Here is a 17,645-nt window from a genome sequence, read left to right as displayed (position 1 = left end):
TAGTGATACCCGGAATGGACGCGGAATTATTTCTCAAATCGATTCATATTCAGGGATTTAAGTCTTTTGCAGATAAAATAAAAATTGACCTGCAGCCGGGCATGAGCGTCATTATCGGACCAAACGGCAGCGGCAAGAGCAACGTCGCTGATGCTGTACGCTGGGTGCTTGGCGAACAAAGTGCCAAGAGTCTCCGCGGAAGCAAAATGGAAGATGTCATCTTTTCCGGAAGCTCGTCCCGTAGGCCTGTAGGGATGGCGGAAGTATCTCTGCTCTTTGATAATTCTTCAGGTCTCTTTCCGCTGGATTATGAGGAAGTTGTCATCACCCGCCGGGTTTACCGGGATGGAGAAGGGCAGTATTTTATTAACCGGACGCCTTGCAGGTTAAAAGATATCCAGGAACTTTTTCTTGATACCGGCTCAGGAAAAGAAGGATTTTCAATTATCGGACAGGGCAGGATTGAAGAGATCCTGAATCTGAAATCTGATGAAAGGCGTCTCCTGATTGAAGAAGTCGCCGGCATTAGTAAGTTCCGCCTGCGCAAGAGAGAAGCTCTGAGAAAGCTTGAAGATACCCGGCAAAATGTCGATCGGCTGAGAGATATTATTGCCGAAGTTGAAGCTAGAATCGAGCCGTTAGCCGAACAAGCCGAAACAGCCAAGACAAGCAAGGAATTAACTTCAGGATTGGAAAAGCTCGAGATTAATTTAATTGTTAATGAACTTTCTGATATACACAGTAAGCTGACCAATGCCCAGACCTCCGAAGAAACGCTACGTCAGGAATTTACGGCGCTGACAACGAGGGTCAATGAAGAAGAAAACCTAAGCGTACGCGGCAGGTATGAACTAAATCAATTGGAACAACACGTTCAGGACCTCCAGGGGGAAATATACGCCCTCGAAAATAAAATGAACGAAGCAGAGCACGAATTATCTTTGCTTTCCGAGAGAAGCGGCTATATTCAGGAACAATTTGGGCGCCTGCAAAAAGAACTGGCGTCCGCACAGGAAACGCTGGCCGCATCCGTTGAAAAAAAAGAAAACTTTACTGCGAAGCAAACACTTCTGCAGGAAATCCTCCAAAATGCTGCGAGGGATTTAAGAGAAAAAGAAAAACAGCTGGAAGAGCTTCGGAAGTTAAGCGGGGAAGCACGTCTGGAAGAGTTGAAAACGGAAATCTTTGAAGAACTTTCTAACAAAAGTAAACTGGCTAGTGAAATTGCTGAAATCAATCAAAAGAAAGAAGCTTTTCTTCAACAAGAAAAACAATATACGCGAAATATTAAAGCCAAAGAAGCTGAGAAGGAATCTGTTCTTCAGGAAATTACTGCCCAAATCGAGGAAAAACAAAAACTGGAAGCCAGAGAGATCGAACTTCTAGGAAAAATAGAAAATATAAGGAAGACGATCCAAAATATCAGGTTGGAACAGCAAAATGCGGAGGCGATGTGCTCGGAGCTTCAACGTAAAATTGACCAGACCGGGGCGAGACTTCATGCCCTCCATACACTTCAGGACAGTCTAGAGGGCTATAACAGAGGCGTCAAGGAGACGGTTCTGGCTTACCGGAAGGGTCAAATACCCTGTGAGACTATATTTGGTACAGTTGCCGACAATATCGAAGTAGAGGCCAAATATGAGCTTGCAGTGGAAACTGCTTTAGGGAGTTCTCTGCAGAACATTATTGTGGAAAAAACCGAGGACGGGAAAAAGTGTATTGAGTACTTGAAAAGGACGAACAGCGGCCGAGCCACTTTCCTGCCTTTGGATGCAATCCGCGGAACGAGGCAATCCCTTGATGACAAAACGCGGCATCACGGCTTCCAGGGGTTGGCGGTTGATCTGGTTAAGTTTGATCCGCGTTTTAAAGATATTATGGAGTCGCTGCTTGGTAGAATTCTAGTTGCAGACAATCTGGATTGTGCGATTGAGCTGGCCAAAGCTAACCAATACCGAGTTAGGGTAGTGACACTCTTGGGTGACCAGGTCAACATCGGCGGATCGCTTACCGGCGGAAGCACAAGATCTCAAAGCAGCGGTCTCTTAAGCAGAGCAAGAGAAATTGAGGAACTGTCTGTAAAGACTAAGAATATGCAGGTCGAACTGGAAGAAAAGAGGCAGCGATATGCTGCCATAAAGAAAGAAATAGAGGGCCTCGGGGAAACAAAAGAAACCATTGATATGGAATTGCTGAAAATTAATGGGGCCAAAGATATCATTGATGTGGATAGCAAACACCACGAGGAAAGAATGAACCGGCTGGAACAGGATTTCCGGGTCATCCGGTATGAGCTGGATGAAGTCCGCAGTGAACTGACAGGATTGGCTGCCAAATATGAAGGAACCGGACAATTGCTGAACGAAACAGAACAGAAGATTCTGGCTCTGCAGTCAGAGCAGACCGAGCAGGAACAACTGCTGAAAGAAAAAACTTCAGAGGCTCAGGAGATCTCGGAAAAAATGACTGCGGCCAAAGTTGAGGCTGCTAGATCGGAGCAGGAGTTTAACCAGATCATTCAGCAGATCACTGAGGAAAATGAGCGGATTCTGGTTAATAAGGACCTGATCGCAGAAAAGAATAAGGAGATTGTGGGGCTTCAACAGGCTGAGCAGGAACTGTATTCAGGCAAGGAACAACAGGAAGATAGTGTTAAGGAATACACGGTTCAAATCAATGCCCAGAAGTTCAAGCTTATCGAACTGCGCAGGGAAAAAGAATCTTTCTCAGCGAATAATCTCAAGCAGGAACAGGATATTCAGATGCTGCGGAGTCAGGCCAGGGACATGGAACAGCAGATTCACCAGAATGAGCTCAGGATTGCCCGCTGGCAAGGTGAATGGGAGTCCGGAAATGACCGCCTTCAGGAAGAATACCACTTGGCCTGGAAAGATGCGTTAAGCTATCTTTCGCCTGAAAAGAAAGACGTTCTACAGGAGAAGATTGCTTTTTATAAACAAAAAATTGAAGAACTCGGACCCGTAAATTATACAGCCCTTGAGGAATACCCGGAAACGTTAAAACGATTTAAATTCCTGTCCGCCCAGAAAAATGATCTGGATGAGGCCGGAAGGACACTTCAAGAGCTGATTGGGGAACTAGATAAGCGTATGATCGAACGTTTTCAGGAAGGCTTCACGGCCGTCAATGAAGCGTTCAAAGAAGTATTCAAACAGCTTTTCAACGGCGGACAAGCTGAACTGTTGCTCGATGAACCGGACAATCTTCTGGAGACGGGAGTTAGGATTATGGCCCAGCCCCCGGGTAAAAGGCCACAGCTCCTGTCGCTTCTGTCAGGTGGGGAGAGGTCCTTTACAGCGATTGCTTTGCTGTTTGCGTTCTTGAAAGTCAAACCAAGTCCGTTCTGCCTCCTGGATGAGATCGAGGCGGCACTGGATGAAGTCAATGTCAAAAGATTTGTGCAGTATCTGCGTAAACTATCCAAACATACGCAGTTTATCATTATTTCGCACCGCAGGGGAACCATGGAATCCGCGGACAGGCTGTATGGAATCACTATGGAAGAATCAGGCGTATCGAAGCTTTTGACTGTTGAGCTCGAAGACAGAATAGAGGCCCCGGCAATTTAAAAGTATTTTGCTTGGGTTAGTCTCCATGATGGATAGCCGCTTTCGGCTGTTGTGCCATCCATGGCACAAAAAGCCGCGCTCCGCACTCCATGCTCCGCTTGACGCTGGCTATCCATCACGGAGACTTAATTTGGAGTAAGTCAAAGTTTTTTTAAGCTAGTGTTATTCGGAGTCGTGGGACTAGTAAAACATAGGGAAATACCATACAAAACATGAGCTGCATTCTGGCATGCAGACATGCTTAAATGACCCTATGATCAGTCTGGCGGCCACAGTTCCGCTGTGAGCGGAGCAGGATAGCGCACCGCGGCCTTTTGACGGCCATGGATGGACTAATGTCGTGATGCCATGGATGGCAAGGAGCGACGGGCCATGGAGGACGCAACGGCCGGAAAGCGGTATTGTGGCCACCAGACTTACCCAAGATTAATTTAATAGCTTGTAAATAAATTTCAGAATGTATGTTCCAGCCTCGGGGTTGGCCGAATGGGCTGAGTTGTTAGAATTAACCGAGTGTGCTAAAATTTCAGTTGTGCAAATATTGCTTTGATAGGAGAAGATGAAGTGGCGGGGATATTTTCCAGACTTAAAGAGCGCTTGACCAAAACCAGAGAAGGTTTTGTCGGCAAAGTTGAACAGCTCTTTACCGGCTCAGGCAAAATAGATGAAGATCTTTATGAAGAATTGGAAGAGATTCTACTTCAATCAGATGTAGGTGTCAATACTACACTGAAGTTGGTTGAAATGCTGCGTGCATCCGTCAAAGAACAAAAAATTAACGACCGCTCCGTGTTGAAGGATGTACTGCAGGAACATATTACTGCGCTATTGGGCGAAGAGAGCTCCTTGTCTTTTTCATTTTCCAAGCCCACTGTCTATCTGATTGTTGGCGTCAACGGTGTAGGAAAAACGACGACAATCGGCAAGCTGGCTAAAAATCTGCAGGGCCAAGGCAAAAAAGTTTTACTGGCGGCAGGGGATACCTTCAGGGCAGCAGCGATCGAGCAGTTGGAAGTATGGGGCGAACGATCCGGAGCAGAGGTCATTAAACAATCGGAGGGGGCTGATCCCGCTGCGGTGGCTTTTGATGCGCTTCATGCTGCAAAATCCCGGAATGCAGATGTCCTCTTAATCGATACCGCCGGGAGACTTCATAATAAAGTGAATCTAATGAAAGAATTAACCAAGATCAAAAAGGTGGTCGAACGCGAAGTCCCTGATGCCCCGCATGAGGTGTTGCTAGTACTTGATGCGACGACCGGACAAAATGCCATCCAGCAGGCGAAGCTGTTTAAAGAAGCAGTGAATGTTACTGGAATCATACTTACCAAGCTGGACGGGACGGCCAAAGGCGGCGTAATCCTGGGGATCCGCAATGAAGCGGATATACCGGTTAAATTGATTGGAATCGGCGAAGGTGCAGAAGATTTACGACCTTTCGAACCGAGGGAATTTGCTCGGGCGTTATTTGACCGTTCTAAGGAGGAATAACGCTTGGATTTTGCACTGATTGGTGGTACCGGCATCGAGGATCTGATGCTTGACGATATGAACGAGAAGGTAGTTGAAACGCCGTTTGGTTTTGCTCAACTGACTGAAGGGTTCATCGGCGGTACGGGAATAATTTTTCTGAAACGACATGGGGTAAAGCATTCCTGCCCGCCTCACCTGATTAACTATCGGGCTAATATCTGGGCCCTCAAGAAAATGGGTGTGAAAAAAATTCTGGCAACAGGCGCAGTAGGTTCAATATCTGAAAATTATCAGATTGGTGATATTGTCTTGCCAGATCAGTTTCTCGATTTTACAAAAAGCTGCCCTGCCACTTTTTTTGAGGGCGGAGAACAGGGTGTCCTGCATGTTGATGTATCGGAACCTTACTGTTCCGATGTGCGTAATCATATTATAGAAGGTGCTGCAGGATTTGGTTTACACGTCAAAAACGGCGGGGTCTATGTCTGTACCGAAGGCCCTCGCTTTGAAACTCCAGCGGAAATAAGCATGTTCCGGATGCTCGGCGGGCATCTGGTAGGAATGACAGGCGTTCCAGAAGTGGTTTTGGCCAGGGAACTTGGAATGTGCTATGCGACCATGGCCCTCGTAACCAATCAGGCTGCGGGTATTAAAAAAGACCCATTGACACATGCCGAAGTAATCGCTACTATGGACTTGTTGAGCAAAACTGTGGCAGCATTGGTGGAAAGCACCTGTAAGATCATGGATCATGACCAGCGGTGTTACTGTGCTACCGGAAACAGAGAAGCAGGCTTGTTTTAAAGGTTAGACACCAGCCAAGTTTTCTTAAGAAAGGCGGAAATCGTGTGAAAGCGCTTCAATGGCAGGGAGATCATTTGTTGATACTCGATCAGACGAAATTGCCGTTTGTCGAACAATACCGCGAAGTACATTCTTACAAAGAAGTAGCAGAAGCAATAAAGCATATGGAAGTTCGCGGGGCTCCGGCAATCGGGGCGGCTGCAGCGTACGGCTTTGCGCTGGGGGCTGTCGAATACCGCGGAAGCGGTCAAGACTTTAAAGATTATATGGATGAGGTTCGGGTCGTTTTGGAAGGAACACGTCCAACTGCTGTAAACCTTTTTTGGGCACTTAGAAAAATGGAAGATAAATTTAGAGAATTTCTGAATATGACTGATATCGGAAATATTCGGGCAGCTTTAATCAATGAAGCAAATGAAATTGCTGAAGATGACCGTAGAATGAATAAACGTATTGGGGAATATGGTAACACGCTGATTCCGGAAAAAGCAAATATCCTGACGCACTGTAATACGGGCAGTCTTGCCACGGTTGAATTTGGAACAGCACTGGGAATTATTAGGACTGCACATGAATCCGGGAAAAAGATTCATGTCTTTGCAGGCGAAACGAGACCTCTTTTACAGGGGGCCAGATTAACGGCCTGGGAGCTTCTTCAGGATCAGATCCCGCTGACATTGATTACGGATAATATGGCCGGCTATTTGATGCAGCAGGGGAAAGTTGATATGGTTATCGTAGGGGCGGACCGCATCGCCGCTAACGGTGATACCGCTAACAAGATCGGAACTTATTCGCTGGCCGTGTTGGCTGCTGCTCATCAAATTCCATTTTATGTAGCGGCACCGACAACGACCATCGATTTGAAAATATCCGGCGGGGATGGGATCCCTGTGGAAGAGCGGGACGATCAGGAAATTCGGAAAATCATGGGCGTACGGATTGTTCCCGATGAAGTCAGTGTGTACAATCCTGCTTTTGATATCACGTCGGCAAAATATATTACCGGGATTATTACGGAAAAAGGGATCATATCCCCGCCCTACTCTGTGAATATGGTGAAGATGCTGGTAAGATAACACGAAACAGAAAAAACATTCGGCTGAAATGGATTTTTGTACAGGTTCATTTAAGCCGTTTTTTTCTGCAAACAGGAGCAAAATGATCTAAGAAGAGAAAGAAGGTAACCCAATGTCCAGGTATCTAATCAGAGCGATGATTTTGCCCATGACCGGCGTGCAGGATTTTTATCCGCAGGGAGAAATTGCGATAGACGGGGACCGTATTGTTTCTGTTGGGGAGAGAGGAACAGCCCCGGCCGGTTTTAATCCGGATAGGGTTCTGGATTTAACGAACCATGTTGTGATGCCCGGACTTATTAACACGCACACGCATGCTGCAATGACGCTGCTGCGCGGCTATGCCGATGATATGCCGCTCATGCCCTGGCTGCAGGAAAAGGTCTGGCCTTTTGAAGATAAAATGACACCGGAAGATATCTACTGGGGGAGTTCGCTTGCTCTTTGTGAGATGCTCCGTTCCGGCACGACGACCATGGCGGATATGTATATCAGTGAAGAAGAAACGGCCAGAGCAGTTTTGGAATCAGGAACCAGAGCATTGCTGTCCCGCGGTATGATTGAGCACAACAAAGAAGCCGGCAACAAATCGCTGCAGGAAAATATTGAATTATTCCGGAAATATCATAACGCTGGGGACGGACGGATCAAGATCATGTTTGGCCCGCATGCCCCATATACCTGTTCAGGAGAATTTCTGTTAACTGTAAAACAGGAGGCCGATAGGTTAGGGACCGGCATCCACATCCATCTCGCGGAGACAGAATCCGAACTCGCTACGATCAGGGAGAGATATGGAACAACGCCGCTCTTCTGGCTGGAAGAGCAGGGTATATTGGGAGGGCAGATTATTGCTGCCCACTGTGTTTACCTGAATGATGCCGAACTGGATATTCTTAAAAAGTACAACATAGGGGTTGCCCACAACCCGGAAAGCAATATGAAGCTGAGCAGCGGAACAGCACGGATTCCAGAAATGCTTAAGCGGGGAATTGCTGTCGGACTTGGAACAGACGGTACTTCCAGCAATAATGACCTCGATATGTTCGGGGAAATGCGTTCGGCTTCCTTCCAGCAAAAACTGGTTGGCTCCCCTGAAGACCTCAAAGCCTATGAAGTCCTGAAAATGGCAACGGCCGGAGGAGCAGCCGTGGCAGGATTGGAGAATCTAGGAAAACTTCAGCCCGGCTATAAAGCAGATATGGTTTCGATTGACTTTGATCAGCCGCATTTCTATCCAAGGTTCTCAATACCTTCGCACTTGGTTTACTGTGCCAGGGGTGGGGATGTCAGAACGGTAATTGTCGGTGGAAAGATTCTGATGGAAGACAGGATACTACTGACACTTGATGAACAGAAAATTTGCCGCGAAGCAGAAAAAAGAGCCAGGAGAATAGCGTCTGAAGTCTGAGTTTCTGCTATCCTACCGACTCAGTTAACACAGGAAAAATTGTGTAAAATTTTACAAAGGAATTAAGGAATTATTGAAGAATTTTCTAAAATAGGCTGCTGGGGCAGGCTGAAAAATGCTTTTTCGAACTCATTTGCCGGCATAGGCTTACCCAAATAGTAGCCTTGGATCTGATCACAGCCCAATTTTTTGAGCACTTCATATTGGGCTGCAGTTTCAACGCCTTCGGCGATGGTTTTAATCTTCATAAAATTCGCCAGCACAATAATCGAACGTATAATTTCTTTGTCAAACTCATCATTGACAATATGATCAATCGAGGGCTTGGCAAATTTTATGCGGTCAAATGGGAAAATCTTTAAATTATTTAAAGAGGAATAGCCGGTTCCAAAATCATCAATCGAGATAGAAATTCCGGTATCCCTGATCGCCTTCGTAATCTCGTGAATATCGTATGTTTCTTCAATTGCTATGCTTTCAGTGATCTCCATATCAATCCATTCCGGAGGAATGGCATAGAATCTAATCGCAGATTTGACCATTTCATCAAACCCATTATGATTCAGTTGTTTAATAGAAACATTGATGCCCATTCTCAGAGTGGTCTGATAACGGTTATTCCATTCGGCAATTTGACGGATCGCTCTGTTCATCACCCATTTTCCAAGTGGAATAATCAGGTCTGTCTCCTCCGCAATCGGAATGAATTCGCCCGGAGGGATTGGACCTTCAGCCGGACAATTCCAGCGAAGCAGTGCTTCAATCCCAATAAGTCTGTTGTCCGGTATACTGAACTGGGGCTGGTAATGAAGGGAAAATTCTTTATCATAGACCGCTTTTCTAAGTAAAATCTCAAGCTTTAGATTCCTTTGGAGGATCGCATTGATTTGCTCATTGAAAAAGACGTATTTATTAAACCCTATTTTCTTGGCCTCATACATTGCTATATCGGAATTCTGAATCAGGGCGTCAAGATTTGAAGCATCATACGGGTAGATGGAAATGCCGACACTGATTGTGATGTGGAATGTATATTGCTTGAGATGGATCGGTTCTGTGCAGAGGGTGATGATACTTTGGGCAAGGTTTTCGATATCTCCGTTATGATACTTTCCGTGGAATGCCAGCACGAATTCATCACCGCCGAAGCGGGCCAGCAGGTCATGCTCAGGATCAGTAAATTTCTGAAGACGCTTGGAAAGTGCAATGATCAGCTTATCTCCGATCATATGGCCATAAGCATCATTGATCGTCTTAAACCTGTCAATATCGAGGAATAACAGGACGAGAATATGATCGTCCTGGCAGTTTTTGATTTTTTCCTGCACAGCTTCCAGAAAGAAGCGGCGGTTGTAAAGCTTAGTTACGAGATCTTGACTGGAGAGATAATGCAGCTGGCGGTTTTTCTTCTCGAGTTCTCTGGCTTTTTCCGAAAGCTCCCGGGTACGTTCATCAATACGTTTTTCAAGCTCAGCATTCAGCTCTTTTTCTCTTGTTAAGAGACGCTGGTCTTTGATGGAATTCTGAATATGATTGCTCAATATTCCATGAAGAAAGATAATGATGAAATAAATTAATAAGCTCTGAATATCGAATCCAATGAAAAACAGAATGATAATTGGACCTACCAATAAGAGCAGCCCTTGATTCCGGTAACCTTCGTTGGAATAATCCCCATAAAGCTCAGTATCATCAGCTCCGGCAATATTTTCAGGCGTCATAATGGCACTCAACGCAAGGCCAAGCAGTGTTGCCATATAGATCGAATCAATCAATGAATTCGAGATATAAAGATCATGAAGATAGAGATAATAATAAGCCAGGTCGACCAAAGCAAAGGCCAAAACACAACTTGTTACAAGTCTTACGGAGCTCGCGATTTTACCGGCACGAATTGAAAAGAACCAGATGGCTACTCCGGTCATCATGATAATATCAAGAAAAATGGTCACAGCTGAAATCCAGCCGACTTTGGAAACAAGATAAAGATTCTCATATTGAGAGTCGAAGTAGATGATCCAAATCAACAGTAAGATGGAAACGGACATCGCCAGACTGTCGATCAGCAGCTGTAGGGCATTCCATTTTCTAAAGCGGTTCAAGGCAAAGATGAAAGCTCCGATTAAAAGAAAAAGGTTGGTTCCAAAATACAGGATTGTAACAAATAAATCGTCTAAAGGATCAATTCCGAGTATCAAAACCGAATAAGCCCACATGATGTCGCCGACTGCCCAAGAAAGGGAAGCAAAAGAAAAAAACAGCCAAATGGCACGGACATACTTCGGCTGGCTTGGTTTATAGTAGGCCTGCAAAAGCAGAAAAAATGAAATCAGTGCACCAATCGGCGAGAGAATATTTCCCCAAAAATCGGATTGTTTAATGATCGCAGTAAGGTAAAGAAGATAGTAGACAGCAATGAAAATAAAAATCAGTGTCTTATTCTTTGTTACGCTCATATTTATTTCTCCGTACAGTATTTATCATAATATATATCGTAAATTCTTCTCTTTTTGTGAATAGTATTAATAGGACATGTACCTAATAAAAATGTAATAATAAAAAAGAATTATGAATATTTTTGAAAATACATGTAATATATTACCACAGAAAAATAGTGATTTATACATTAAAATGTAAACACATTTATCATAAATAACTTGTTAATCCAAATTGGACGCTAAGTAATAACTTGACAACGTAGGTATTTTTGGATAAAATACAAAATGTGTAAAGCAAAAATACTTTACAGTGAGGCCGGAATATCGAAATGAAAGAAATCGCTGGAAAAGCCTTGTTATTTGATTTTTATGGCCCCTTACTGACAGAAAAGCAGGGAAAAATATGGGACTTGTATTATCAGCAGGATTACTCACTGTCTGAGATTGCTGGCGAAGAAGGCATCAGCCGCCAGGCAGTTTATGATTTACTCAAAAGAACTGAAAAGATCCTGGAGGGATATGAGCACAAGCTTGGACTCATTTTCCGATTTATCCAGGAAAGAGATAAATTCCGCCGCATAGAGTCCTTGCTGGAAGAAGCAAAACAAGAAGATTTTTCTAGCGAGTCTGCCTGGAAACGTCAATTGAACATAAATAAGCAGATCAAAGAGATTATTGCAGATACACTCGAATAGTGAAAAAAATACGATGGGGAAAGAAGGGAAGCCGGGATGGCAATGTTTGAGGGCCTAAGCGAAAAACTCCAGGCTACTTTCAAAAGACTTAAAGGAAAAGGTAAATTAACCGAAGCCGATGTTACAGAGGCCCTGCGAGAGGTTAGAATTGCGTTGCTTGAAGCAGACGTCAATTTCAAGGTTGTCAAGGAACTGGTTGCCCGGATCAAGGAGAGGTCTGTAGGTCAAGAAGTACTGGAATCCCTTACTCCCGGGCAGCATGTGATTAAAATTGTCCACGAAGAGATTATCCATCTGATGGGTGGGAGCGAAAGCAAAATATCGATTTCCTCCAAACCGCCAACAATCATTATGCTGGTGGGGCTCCAGGGAGCCGGGAAAACCACCCATGGTGCCAAGCTCGCTAATATGCTGAAAAAACAGGGGAAATACCCGTTGCTGGTCGCCTGTGACATCTATCGTCCTGCTGCAATCAAGCAGCTGGAAGTGTTAGGGGAACAGATTAAGGTCCCAGTTTTTTCTCTGGGTCAGGAAAATCCCGTGAAAATTGCTTCCGATAGTCTGGTGTTTGCGAGAAAAAATGGTAATGATGTCGTCATCATCGATACTGCTGGACGGCTGCATATTAATGAAGAACTTATGGATGAACTGTCCAGGATCAAAGGAAATGTCAAACCGCATGAAATACTGCTGGTCGTCGATGCCATGACAGGTCAGGATGCAGTGAATGCTGCCGATGCTTTCCACCAACAGCTCGGGCTTGATGGCGTCATTCTTTCCAAGCTCGATGGGGATACCCGCGGTGGGGCGGTGCTTTCCGTCAAAGCAGTCACCGGCTGCCCGATCAAATATGCCGGAACCGGTGAGAAAATGGATGCTTTGGAAGTTTTTCACCCGGATCGGATCGCGTCCAGAATTTTAGGTATGGGTGATGTACTGACCCTGATTGAGAAAGCCCAGCAAAATGTAGACGAGAAAAAAGCCAGGGAGCTAGAAGAGAAAATCCGCAAACAGGAGCTTACGCTGGATGACTATCTTGATCAGATCAAACAGCTGCGCTCGATGGGTCCTTTGTCGTCTGTGCTGGAAATGCTGCCCGGAATCGGCAAGCAGCTGAAAGGTGTCCAGATCGATGAGAAAGAGTTCTATAAGGCGGAAGCCATCATCTGCTCTATGACAGCGGAAGAAAGAAGGAAACCCATCCTAATCAAGGACTCACGTAAAAAAAGGATAGCGAAAGGAAGCGGAACAACGGTTGTCGATGTTGGAAGGCTTCTTAAGCAATATGAACAAACCAAGAAAATGATGAAACAGCTTTCCGGACTCCCAGGAATGGGAGGAACTGCCAAAGGCGGTACGAAGAAAGGAAAAAAAGGAAAAAAACAAGGTAAGAAATCTTTCCCAAAATTTCCTTTCCAGATATAGTACCAATCCAAACAATTATATACTTTTAATCATTGCGGATTCCCAAATATCATTTATGTTGTTGAATATATGGGTTTAGAGTTTGTTGGAGGAGGTGAAATTATGGCAACAACGATTCGTTTGCGCCGCATGGGTGCAAAGAAAAATCCTTTCTACCGTCTTGTAGTATGCGACTCAGCATCCCGCCGTGATGGCAGAGCAATTGAGGAAATCGGTTATTATGATCCTACTAAGAATCCTCATGAAATCAAGATAGACGAGATTAAAGCGCTGGAATGGTTAACTCAGGGAGCTCAACCTTCAGATACCGCAAAATCTCTGCTCAGTCAGGCCGGAATTATGGAGAAATTTCATAAATCCAAGTAAGCATGGAGGTGACTCCTGTGAAAGAAGTCGTAGAGGTACTTGCTAAGGCATTGGTGGATCATCCTGAAGAAGTTATTGTGGTTCAGAATGCTACAGAGAGAACTGTGCACCTGCAATTGACAGTTGCTCAGGAAGATATGGGCAAAGTGATTGGTAAACAGGGCAAGATCGCTAACGCTATCCGGACAATTGTCAAGGCTGCGGCCGTTAAAGACGGACGCAGGGTTATTGTTGATATTGACCAGTAAGGTTGGAAAGGGCTCAGGCCCTTTTTGACTTTACCGGTTTAGAAAAACGCTGAGCGCTTTCTGAACCATCTAAGGGCAGCTAAGACTGACGACGGCCAAGTTTTCTTTAAATGGGATGATGGATTTCGGGAATTCTTTAGAAGAAAGGGCGTAATGCCTTGGAAAGTGTATTAATTGGAGAGGTCCTGAAACCGCAGGGAATCAAAGGAGAGATCAAGGTATATCCGATTACGGATAATACGGAGCGGTTCAGAGGTTTGAAAAAGATTAATCTGTCTGATGGAAAGACAGAAAAAATTTTTCATGTTCAGAGGGTAAGGATTGATCCGAAAGGTATAGTGTTTCTGACTCTGGAAGGCATTGCTACCCGGGAGGATGCTGAAAAGATTCGTGGATTTGAGGTCAGACTAGATCGAGCGGAGGTTCCTCCGCTGCAAGACCGCTGGTATTACTTTGAGCTTGAGGGAATGCAGGTTTACGAGAATGATATTTTGCTTGGGACCTTGATAAGAGTCCAGGAAACTGGTTCGAACGATATCTATATTGTCCGTGGCCAAAAAACTGAATTCTGTGTTCCGGCCTTAAAAACCGTTGTCAAAAAGGTGGATGTCCAGGCGAAAAGAATGGATGTCATTTTACCTCCGGGACTACTCGATGACTAATAAAAGAGAGGCTGTGTATGAAGTTTACGGTACTGACAATTTTTCCGGAAATGTTTGCGCCATTAAAAGAAAGCATTCTGAAAAGAGCTCAGGAAGCCGGCCTGCTTGAGATAGCGCTTGTCAATTTCCGCGATTATGCCGAGAGCAAACATAAAAATGTGGATGATATCCCGTATGGCGGGGGTTCAGGAATGGTTTTAAAACCGGAGCCTCTGTTCAAGGCTGTCCGAAATTTGCCGGAGCCTGCAGGAAGCCGCCGAATTATTCTGCTCACGCCTCAGGGGAAAAAATTTGATCAGCGGGAAGCTTCAAGACTGGCTGGGTATGACGAGTTGATTTTTTTGTGCGGCCATTATGAAGGATTCGACGAAAGAATACGCACCCTAGCCGATGAGGAGATGTCTATCGGAGATTATGTTTTAACCGGAGGAGAACTTGCTGCGATGGTAATGATCGATTCGGTTGCAAGGCTTCTACCGGGTGTTCTCGGGAACAACGTTTCTCAGCAGGATGATTCCCACAGTCAGGGTTTGCTTGAGTATCCTCAGTATACGCGTCCTCCCGACTTTGATGGAATGCAGGTACCCGATGTTCTGCTTTCAGGACACCACGCCAACATTGAACGCTGGCGTAGAAAAGAATCTCTAAGAAAGACTTTCCTGAAAAGAAGTGATTTGGTCCCGCAGATTGAATTTCAGCAGACAGATTATCCGCTTTTGGAGGAACTTGTGCTTGAGCATCCGGAGATTAACGTTTACCGCGAGAGATGGGAACATTTAAAGCCTGCTCCGAAACGGAGACGACGAATTAAGAGCGAGTAGTATAAAGACCTATGGTGGCAGGTCTGCTTGCCACCATACCGCTATCGGCTATTGTGCCCCGTGGCACAAAAATCCGCGCTGCGCACTCCATGCTTCGCTTGTCGCGGAACTGTGGCAATCAGACTAATTATAAGTTTTTTGGACAGGTCTGCATGCTATATAGCCACTTATTTAGGGTATTGCTTTTCGTTGTAAGCCTCGTTTCGGTATTGTGACCCACAGACTAACCCTAGATTACTATTTAATAAGATCTGGAGGAAATAATGGGAGAATTGTATGTAGCCCTTATTCACGCACCTGTCTACAACAAAAATATGGAGCAAGTCGCAACGTCAATAACCAACCTTGATTTGCACGATATTGCCCGAAGCTCAACGACTTATGGGGTGAATACCTATTATGTGGTCCATCCTGGTCCGGCTCAGCAGGATCTAGCCCGGCGAATCATGGGCTTTTGGCGGGAAGGGTATGGTGCTGAATATAATCCCAATAGATATGAAGCTTTTGAGAAAGTGAAGCTTGCTTCGACGCTGGAAGAAGTTGTCCAGGAAATTAAAAGCAGGAATCCCGGCAAGAAATTATTCACGGTTGCAACGGATGCGAGACTGTATACGAATACGATTGAATATTCCGACCTGCGCCGGAAGCTCGAGGAAACTGATGAGGACTTTCTGCTGCTTTTCGGAACAGGTTGGGGCATAATAAAGGAAGAAATGGAAAAAGCAGATTATATTTTGAAGCCGGTTTACGGTTTCGGGGACTATAATCATCTGTCTGTCCGGTCAGCTGCGGCAATTATTTTGGACAGGCTTAGGGGCCATTAATTGGCTATTTTTTGAATTACAAGGCACAAGAATAAAGTGTTTTTTTTCGGAGAAAATAGTGCTGGGGTGAGCTTATGAAAAACACTTTAATTCTGGGTGGGGGAATAGGCGGTATTGTTGCTTCCAATATTCTTAAAAATGCGGCGGGGGATTCCATGCAGGTAATGGTCATAGACCGGGAATTAAATCATCACTTTGCAGCTGCTTATCCACTCCTTATGATCGGTCAACGAAAACCAACGGATATAACAAGGCAGTTAATCAATCTAGAAAAGAAGGATATTCATGTTTTGCATCAGGAAGTACAGAAAATCGATGTAACCGGACATCAGGTTTCAACAAATCAGGGAGTCTTGTCTTTTGATTACTTGATTATTTCTTTGGGAGTGGAGTATCACACGGAGACCGTACCCGGATTCACAGAATATGCTTTAAATGCCTATGATTTTGATGGTGTTAGAAAAATTAATCAGCAATTAAACAATTTCTCCTCCGGACGAATTGTTCTTTTTATATCTAGCTTGCCATACAAATGTCCACCTGCCCCTTATGAAATAATGTTTCTTTTGGATCAGTTTTTTCGGAAAAGGGGAATCCGAAATAAAATTGAGCTTACCTTGGTGACGCCAGATTACTCGCCGGAGCCATTAGCCAAGCCCAAGGTTGGGCAAAGTGTAAGGAAAATGCTTGCGGATAAAGGGATAAAATTGATCACGGAAGCGAAAGTACTCAGGGTTGAGGAAAAAGGTTTAATCCTGGATCACGACACGAAGATTGCTGCGGATCTTTTATTGGGTATTGCGTCTCATTGGACTCCGGAGGTATTACGGAAGTCAAATTTGGTGGATAGCAGCGGATTTGTTCAAGTAGACCTTCACACGCTGGAAACAAATTGTCCAACAATCTTTGCCATTGGTGATGCTGCAGCGGTAAAACTTCCGGTGATTGGGGCCCATGCGCCGAAAGCAGGCGTATTTGCGCATTACCAGGCAGATGTTGTAGCAAGAAATATCTATCTTCTGTCCAAAGGGGCAAAGCTGGAATATACCTATAAAGGAAAGGGTACCTGCATCATGAATACCGGGTTCGGTCGAGCCCGCTATTCATCGGTTCAGTATTATAAAAAGCCAAGCCCATCAATCTCTTTATGGAAACCGACACGGACAGCCTATCTTGCAAAACTTGGATTTGAAAAATACTGGTTTCGCCGTTTTATATAAGCAGAATCTAAGAGAAGATCAAAAAAACGAAAATGAAAAAGCAGGTATGAATCAATGATCAAAAATTAAAGAATAAAGAATATTATAAAGAGGTTGAGTAAAAAAAGGTATCGTATATTGCGTATTCCTGGCGTGTGTGGTAATATGATACAGTGTAAAAAACGGATGGTCCTCTGGCTTGATATAAGAAGTTAAGAACATCTAGGCAAGGAAGGGGGTAACTTATTATGGATTATATTCGTATGATTGAAGAGCAGCAGCTTAAAGATAATATTCCTTCGTTCCGTCCTGGAGATACCGTCAAAGTACATGTACGTATTATCGAGGGTTCTCGTGAGCGTATTCAGGTCTTTGAAGGGCTTGTGATTAAAAGGAAGGGCGATGGCTTAAGGGAGACTTTTACCGTGCGCCGTGTTTCCAACGGAGTAGGTGTAGAAAGGACTTTCCCCCTTCACTCTCCGCGTATTGATAAGATTGAAGTTGTACGCAAAGGTATTGTCCGCAGAGCGAAACTTTACTATTTGCGTGACCGTTACGGTAAATCGGCCAGAATCAGAGAACGTCGCTAAAAACAGAGAAGATAGGA

The 17,645-nt window shown here is 44.7% G+C and carries 15 protein-coding genes; 14 read left to right on the top strand and 1 reads right to left on the bottom strand.

Features of this window, described 5'->3' with window-relative positions; genetic code table 11:
• The first annotated feature begins 2 nt into the window (after positions 1 to 2).
• The 5 genes from smc (at position 3) to A7K50_RS00365 (ending at position 8,360) form a co-directional block, all read left to right on the top strand.
• Positions 3 to 3,593: a chromosome segregation protein SMC gene (gene smc / locus A7K50_RS00385; protein ID WP_119774295.1), complete on the top strand. Its 3,591-nt coding sequence runs from the start codon at positions 3 to 5 to the stop codon at positions 3,591 to 3,593.
• 564 nt (positions 3,594 to 4,157) lie between these two features.
• Complete coding sequence (ftsY, locus tag A7K50_RS00380) at positions 4,158 to 5,084, top strand: signal recognition particle-docking protein FtsY (protein ID WP_199698203.1); 927 nt, start codon at positions 4,158 to 4,160, stop codon at positions 5,082 to 5,084.
• A gap of 3 nt (positions 5,085 to 5,087) precedes the next feature.
• On the top strand, positions 5,088 to 5,870 hold the full coding sequence (gene mtnP, locus A7K50_RS00375) for an S-methyl-5'-thioadenosine phosphorylase (protein WP_119774293.1): 783 nt from the start codon (positions 5,088 to 5,090) through the stop codon (positions 5,868 to 5,870).
• A 44-nt stretch (positions 5,871 to 5,914) separates the two neighbouring features.
• Complete coding sequence (gene mtnA, locus A7K50_RS00370; protein ID WP_119774292.1) at positions 5,915 to 6,949, top strand: S-methyl-5-thioribose-1-phosphate isomerase; 1,035 nt, start codon at positions 5,915 to 5,917, stop codon at positions 6,947 to 6,949.
• A gap of 112 nt (positions 6,950 to 7,061) precedes the next feature.
• Positions 7,062 to 8,360, top strand: coding sequence for an amidohydrolase (locus tag A7K50_RS00365; protein WP_119774291.1), 1,299 nt, complete (start codon positions 7,062 to 7,064; stop codon positions 8,358 to 8,360).
• A 62-nt stretch (positions 8,361 to 8,422) separates the two neighbouring features.
• Here A7K50_RS00365 and A7K50_RS00360 read toward each other — a convergent pair whose 3' ends face one another.
• Positions 8,423 to 10,816, bottom strand: a complete 2,394-nt coding sequence (locus A7K50_RS00360; protein ID WP_119774290.1) for an EAL domain-containing protein — start codon at positions 10,814 to 10,816, stop codon at positions 8,423 to 8,425.
• 311 nt (positions 10,817 to 11,127) lie between these two features.
• Between A7K50_RS00360 and ylxM the strand changes: the two genes are divergently transcribed.
• The 9 genes from ylxM (at position 11,128) to rplS (ending at position 17,628) form a co-directional block, all read left to right on the top strand.
• The gene (gene ylxM, locus A7K50_RS00355) at positions 11,128 to 11,493 is read left to right on the top strand and encodes a YlxM family DNA-binding protein (protein ID WP_119774289.1); all 366 of its coding nucleotides are present in this window, start codon (positions 11,128 to 11,130) and stop codon (positions 11,491 to 11,493) included.
• 42 nt (positions 11,494 to 11,535) lie between these two features.
• Positions 11,536 to 12,918, top strand: a complete 1,383-nt coding sequence (gene ffh, locus A7K50_RS00350) for a signal recognition particle protein (protein WP_199698206.1) — start codon at positions 11,536 to 11,538, stop codon at positions 12,916 to 12,918.
• A gap of 102 nt (positions 12,919 to 13,020) precedes the next feature.
• Positions 13,021 to 13,284, top strand: coding sequence for a 30S ribosomal protein S16 (gene rpsP, locus A7K50_RS00345; protein ID WP_015044187.1), 264 nt, complete (start codon positions 13,021 to 13,023; stop codon positions 13,282 to 13,284).
• 17 nt (positions 13,285 to 13,301) lie between these two features.
• Entirely contained in the window at positions 13,302 to 13,532 is a 231-nt protein-coding gene (locus A7K50_RS00340; protein ID WP_015044186.1) for a KH domain-containing protein, read from the top strand.
• A 158-nt stretch (positions 13,533 to 13,690) separates the two neighbouring features.
• On the top strand, positions 13,691 to 14,194 hold the full coding sequence (rimM, locus tag A7K50_RS00335) for a ribosome maturation factor RimM (protein ID WP_119774287.1): 504 nt from the start codon (positions 13,691 to 13,693) through the stop codon (positions 14,192 to 14,194).
• Positions 14,195 to 14,211: 17 nt separating this feature from the next.
• A complete protein-coding gene (trmD, locus tag A7K50_RS00330; RefSeq protein WP_119774286.1) occupies positions 14,212 to 15,015 on the top strand; it encodes a tRNA (guanosine(37)-N1)-methyltransferase TrmD in 804 nt (267 codons plus the stop codon).
• Between the two features lie 263 nt (positions 15,016 to 15,278).
• Positions 15,279 to 15,839 (top strand): RNA methyltransferase, encoded by a 561-nt coding sequence (locus tag A7K50_RS00325; protein WP_020492786.1) that lies wholly within the window; start codon positions 15,279 to 15,281, stop codon positions 15,837 to 15,839.
• A gap of 74 nt (positions 15,840 to 15,913) precedes the next feature.
• Positions 15,914 to 17,059 (top strand): FAD-dependent oxidoreductase, encoded by a 1,146-nt coding sequence (locus tag A7K50_RS00320; RefSeq protein WP_243103591.1) that lies wholly within the window; start codon positions 15,914 to 15,916, stop codon positions 17,057 to 17,059.
• A 227-nt stretch (positions 17,060 to 17,286) separates the two neighbouring features.
• Positions 17,287 to 17,628: a 50S ribosomal protein L19 gene (gene rplS, locus A7K50_RS00315; protein ID WP_119774285.1), complete on the top strand. Its 342-nt coding sequence runs from the start codon at positions 17,287 to 17,289 to the stop codon at positions 17,626 to 17,628.
• Positions 17,629 to 17,645: the final 17 nt, after the last annotated feature.

Origin of the sequence: Dehalobacter sp. MCB1, from assembly GCF_003590275.1 — a bacterium.
Taxonomy (GTDB): domain Bacteria; phylum Bacillota; class Desulfitobacteriia; order Desulfitobacteriales; family Syntrophobotulaceae; genus Dehalobacter.
The sequence above is the reverse complement of the archived record's forward strand: the minus strand, read 5'-3'. Positions and strand labels throughout refer to the sequence as shown.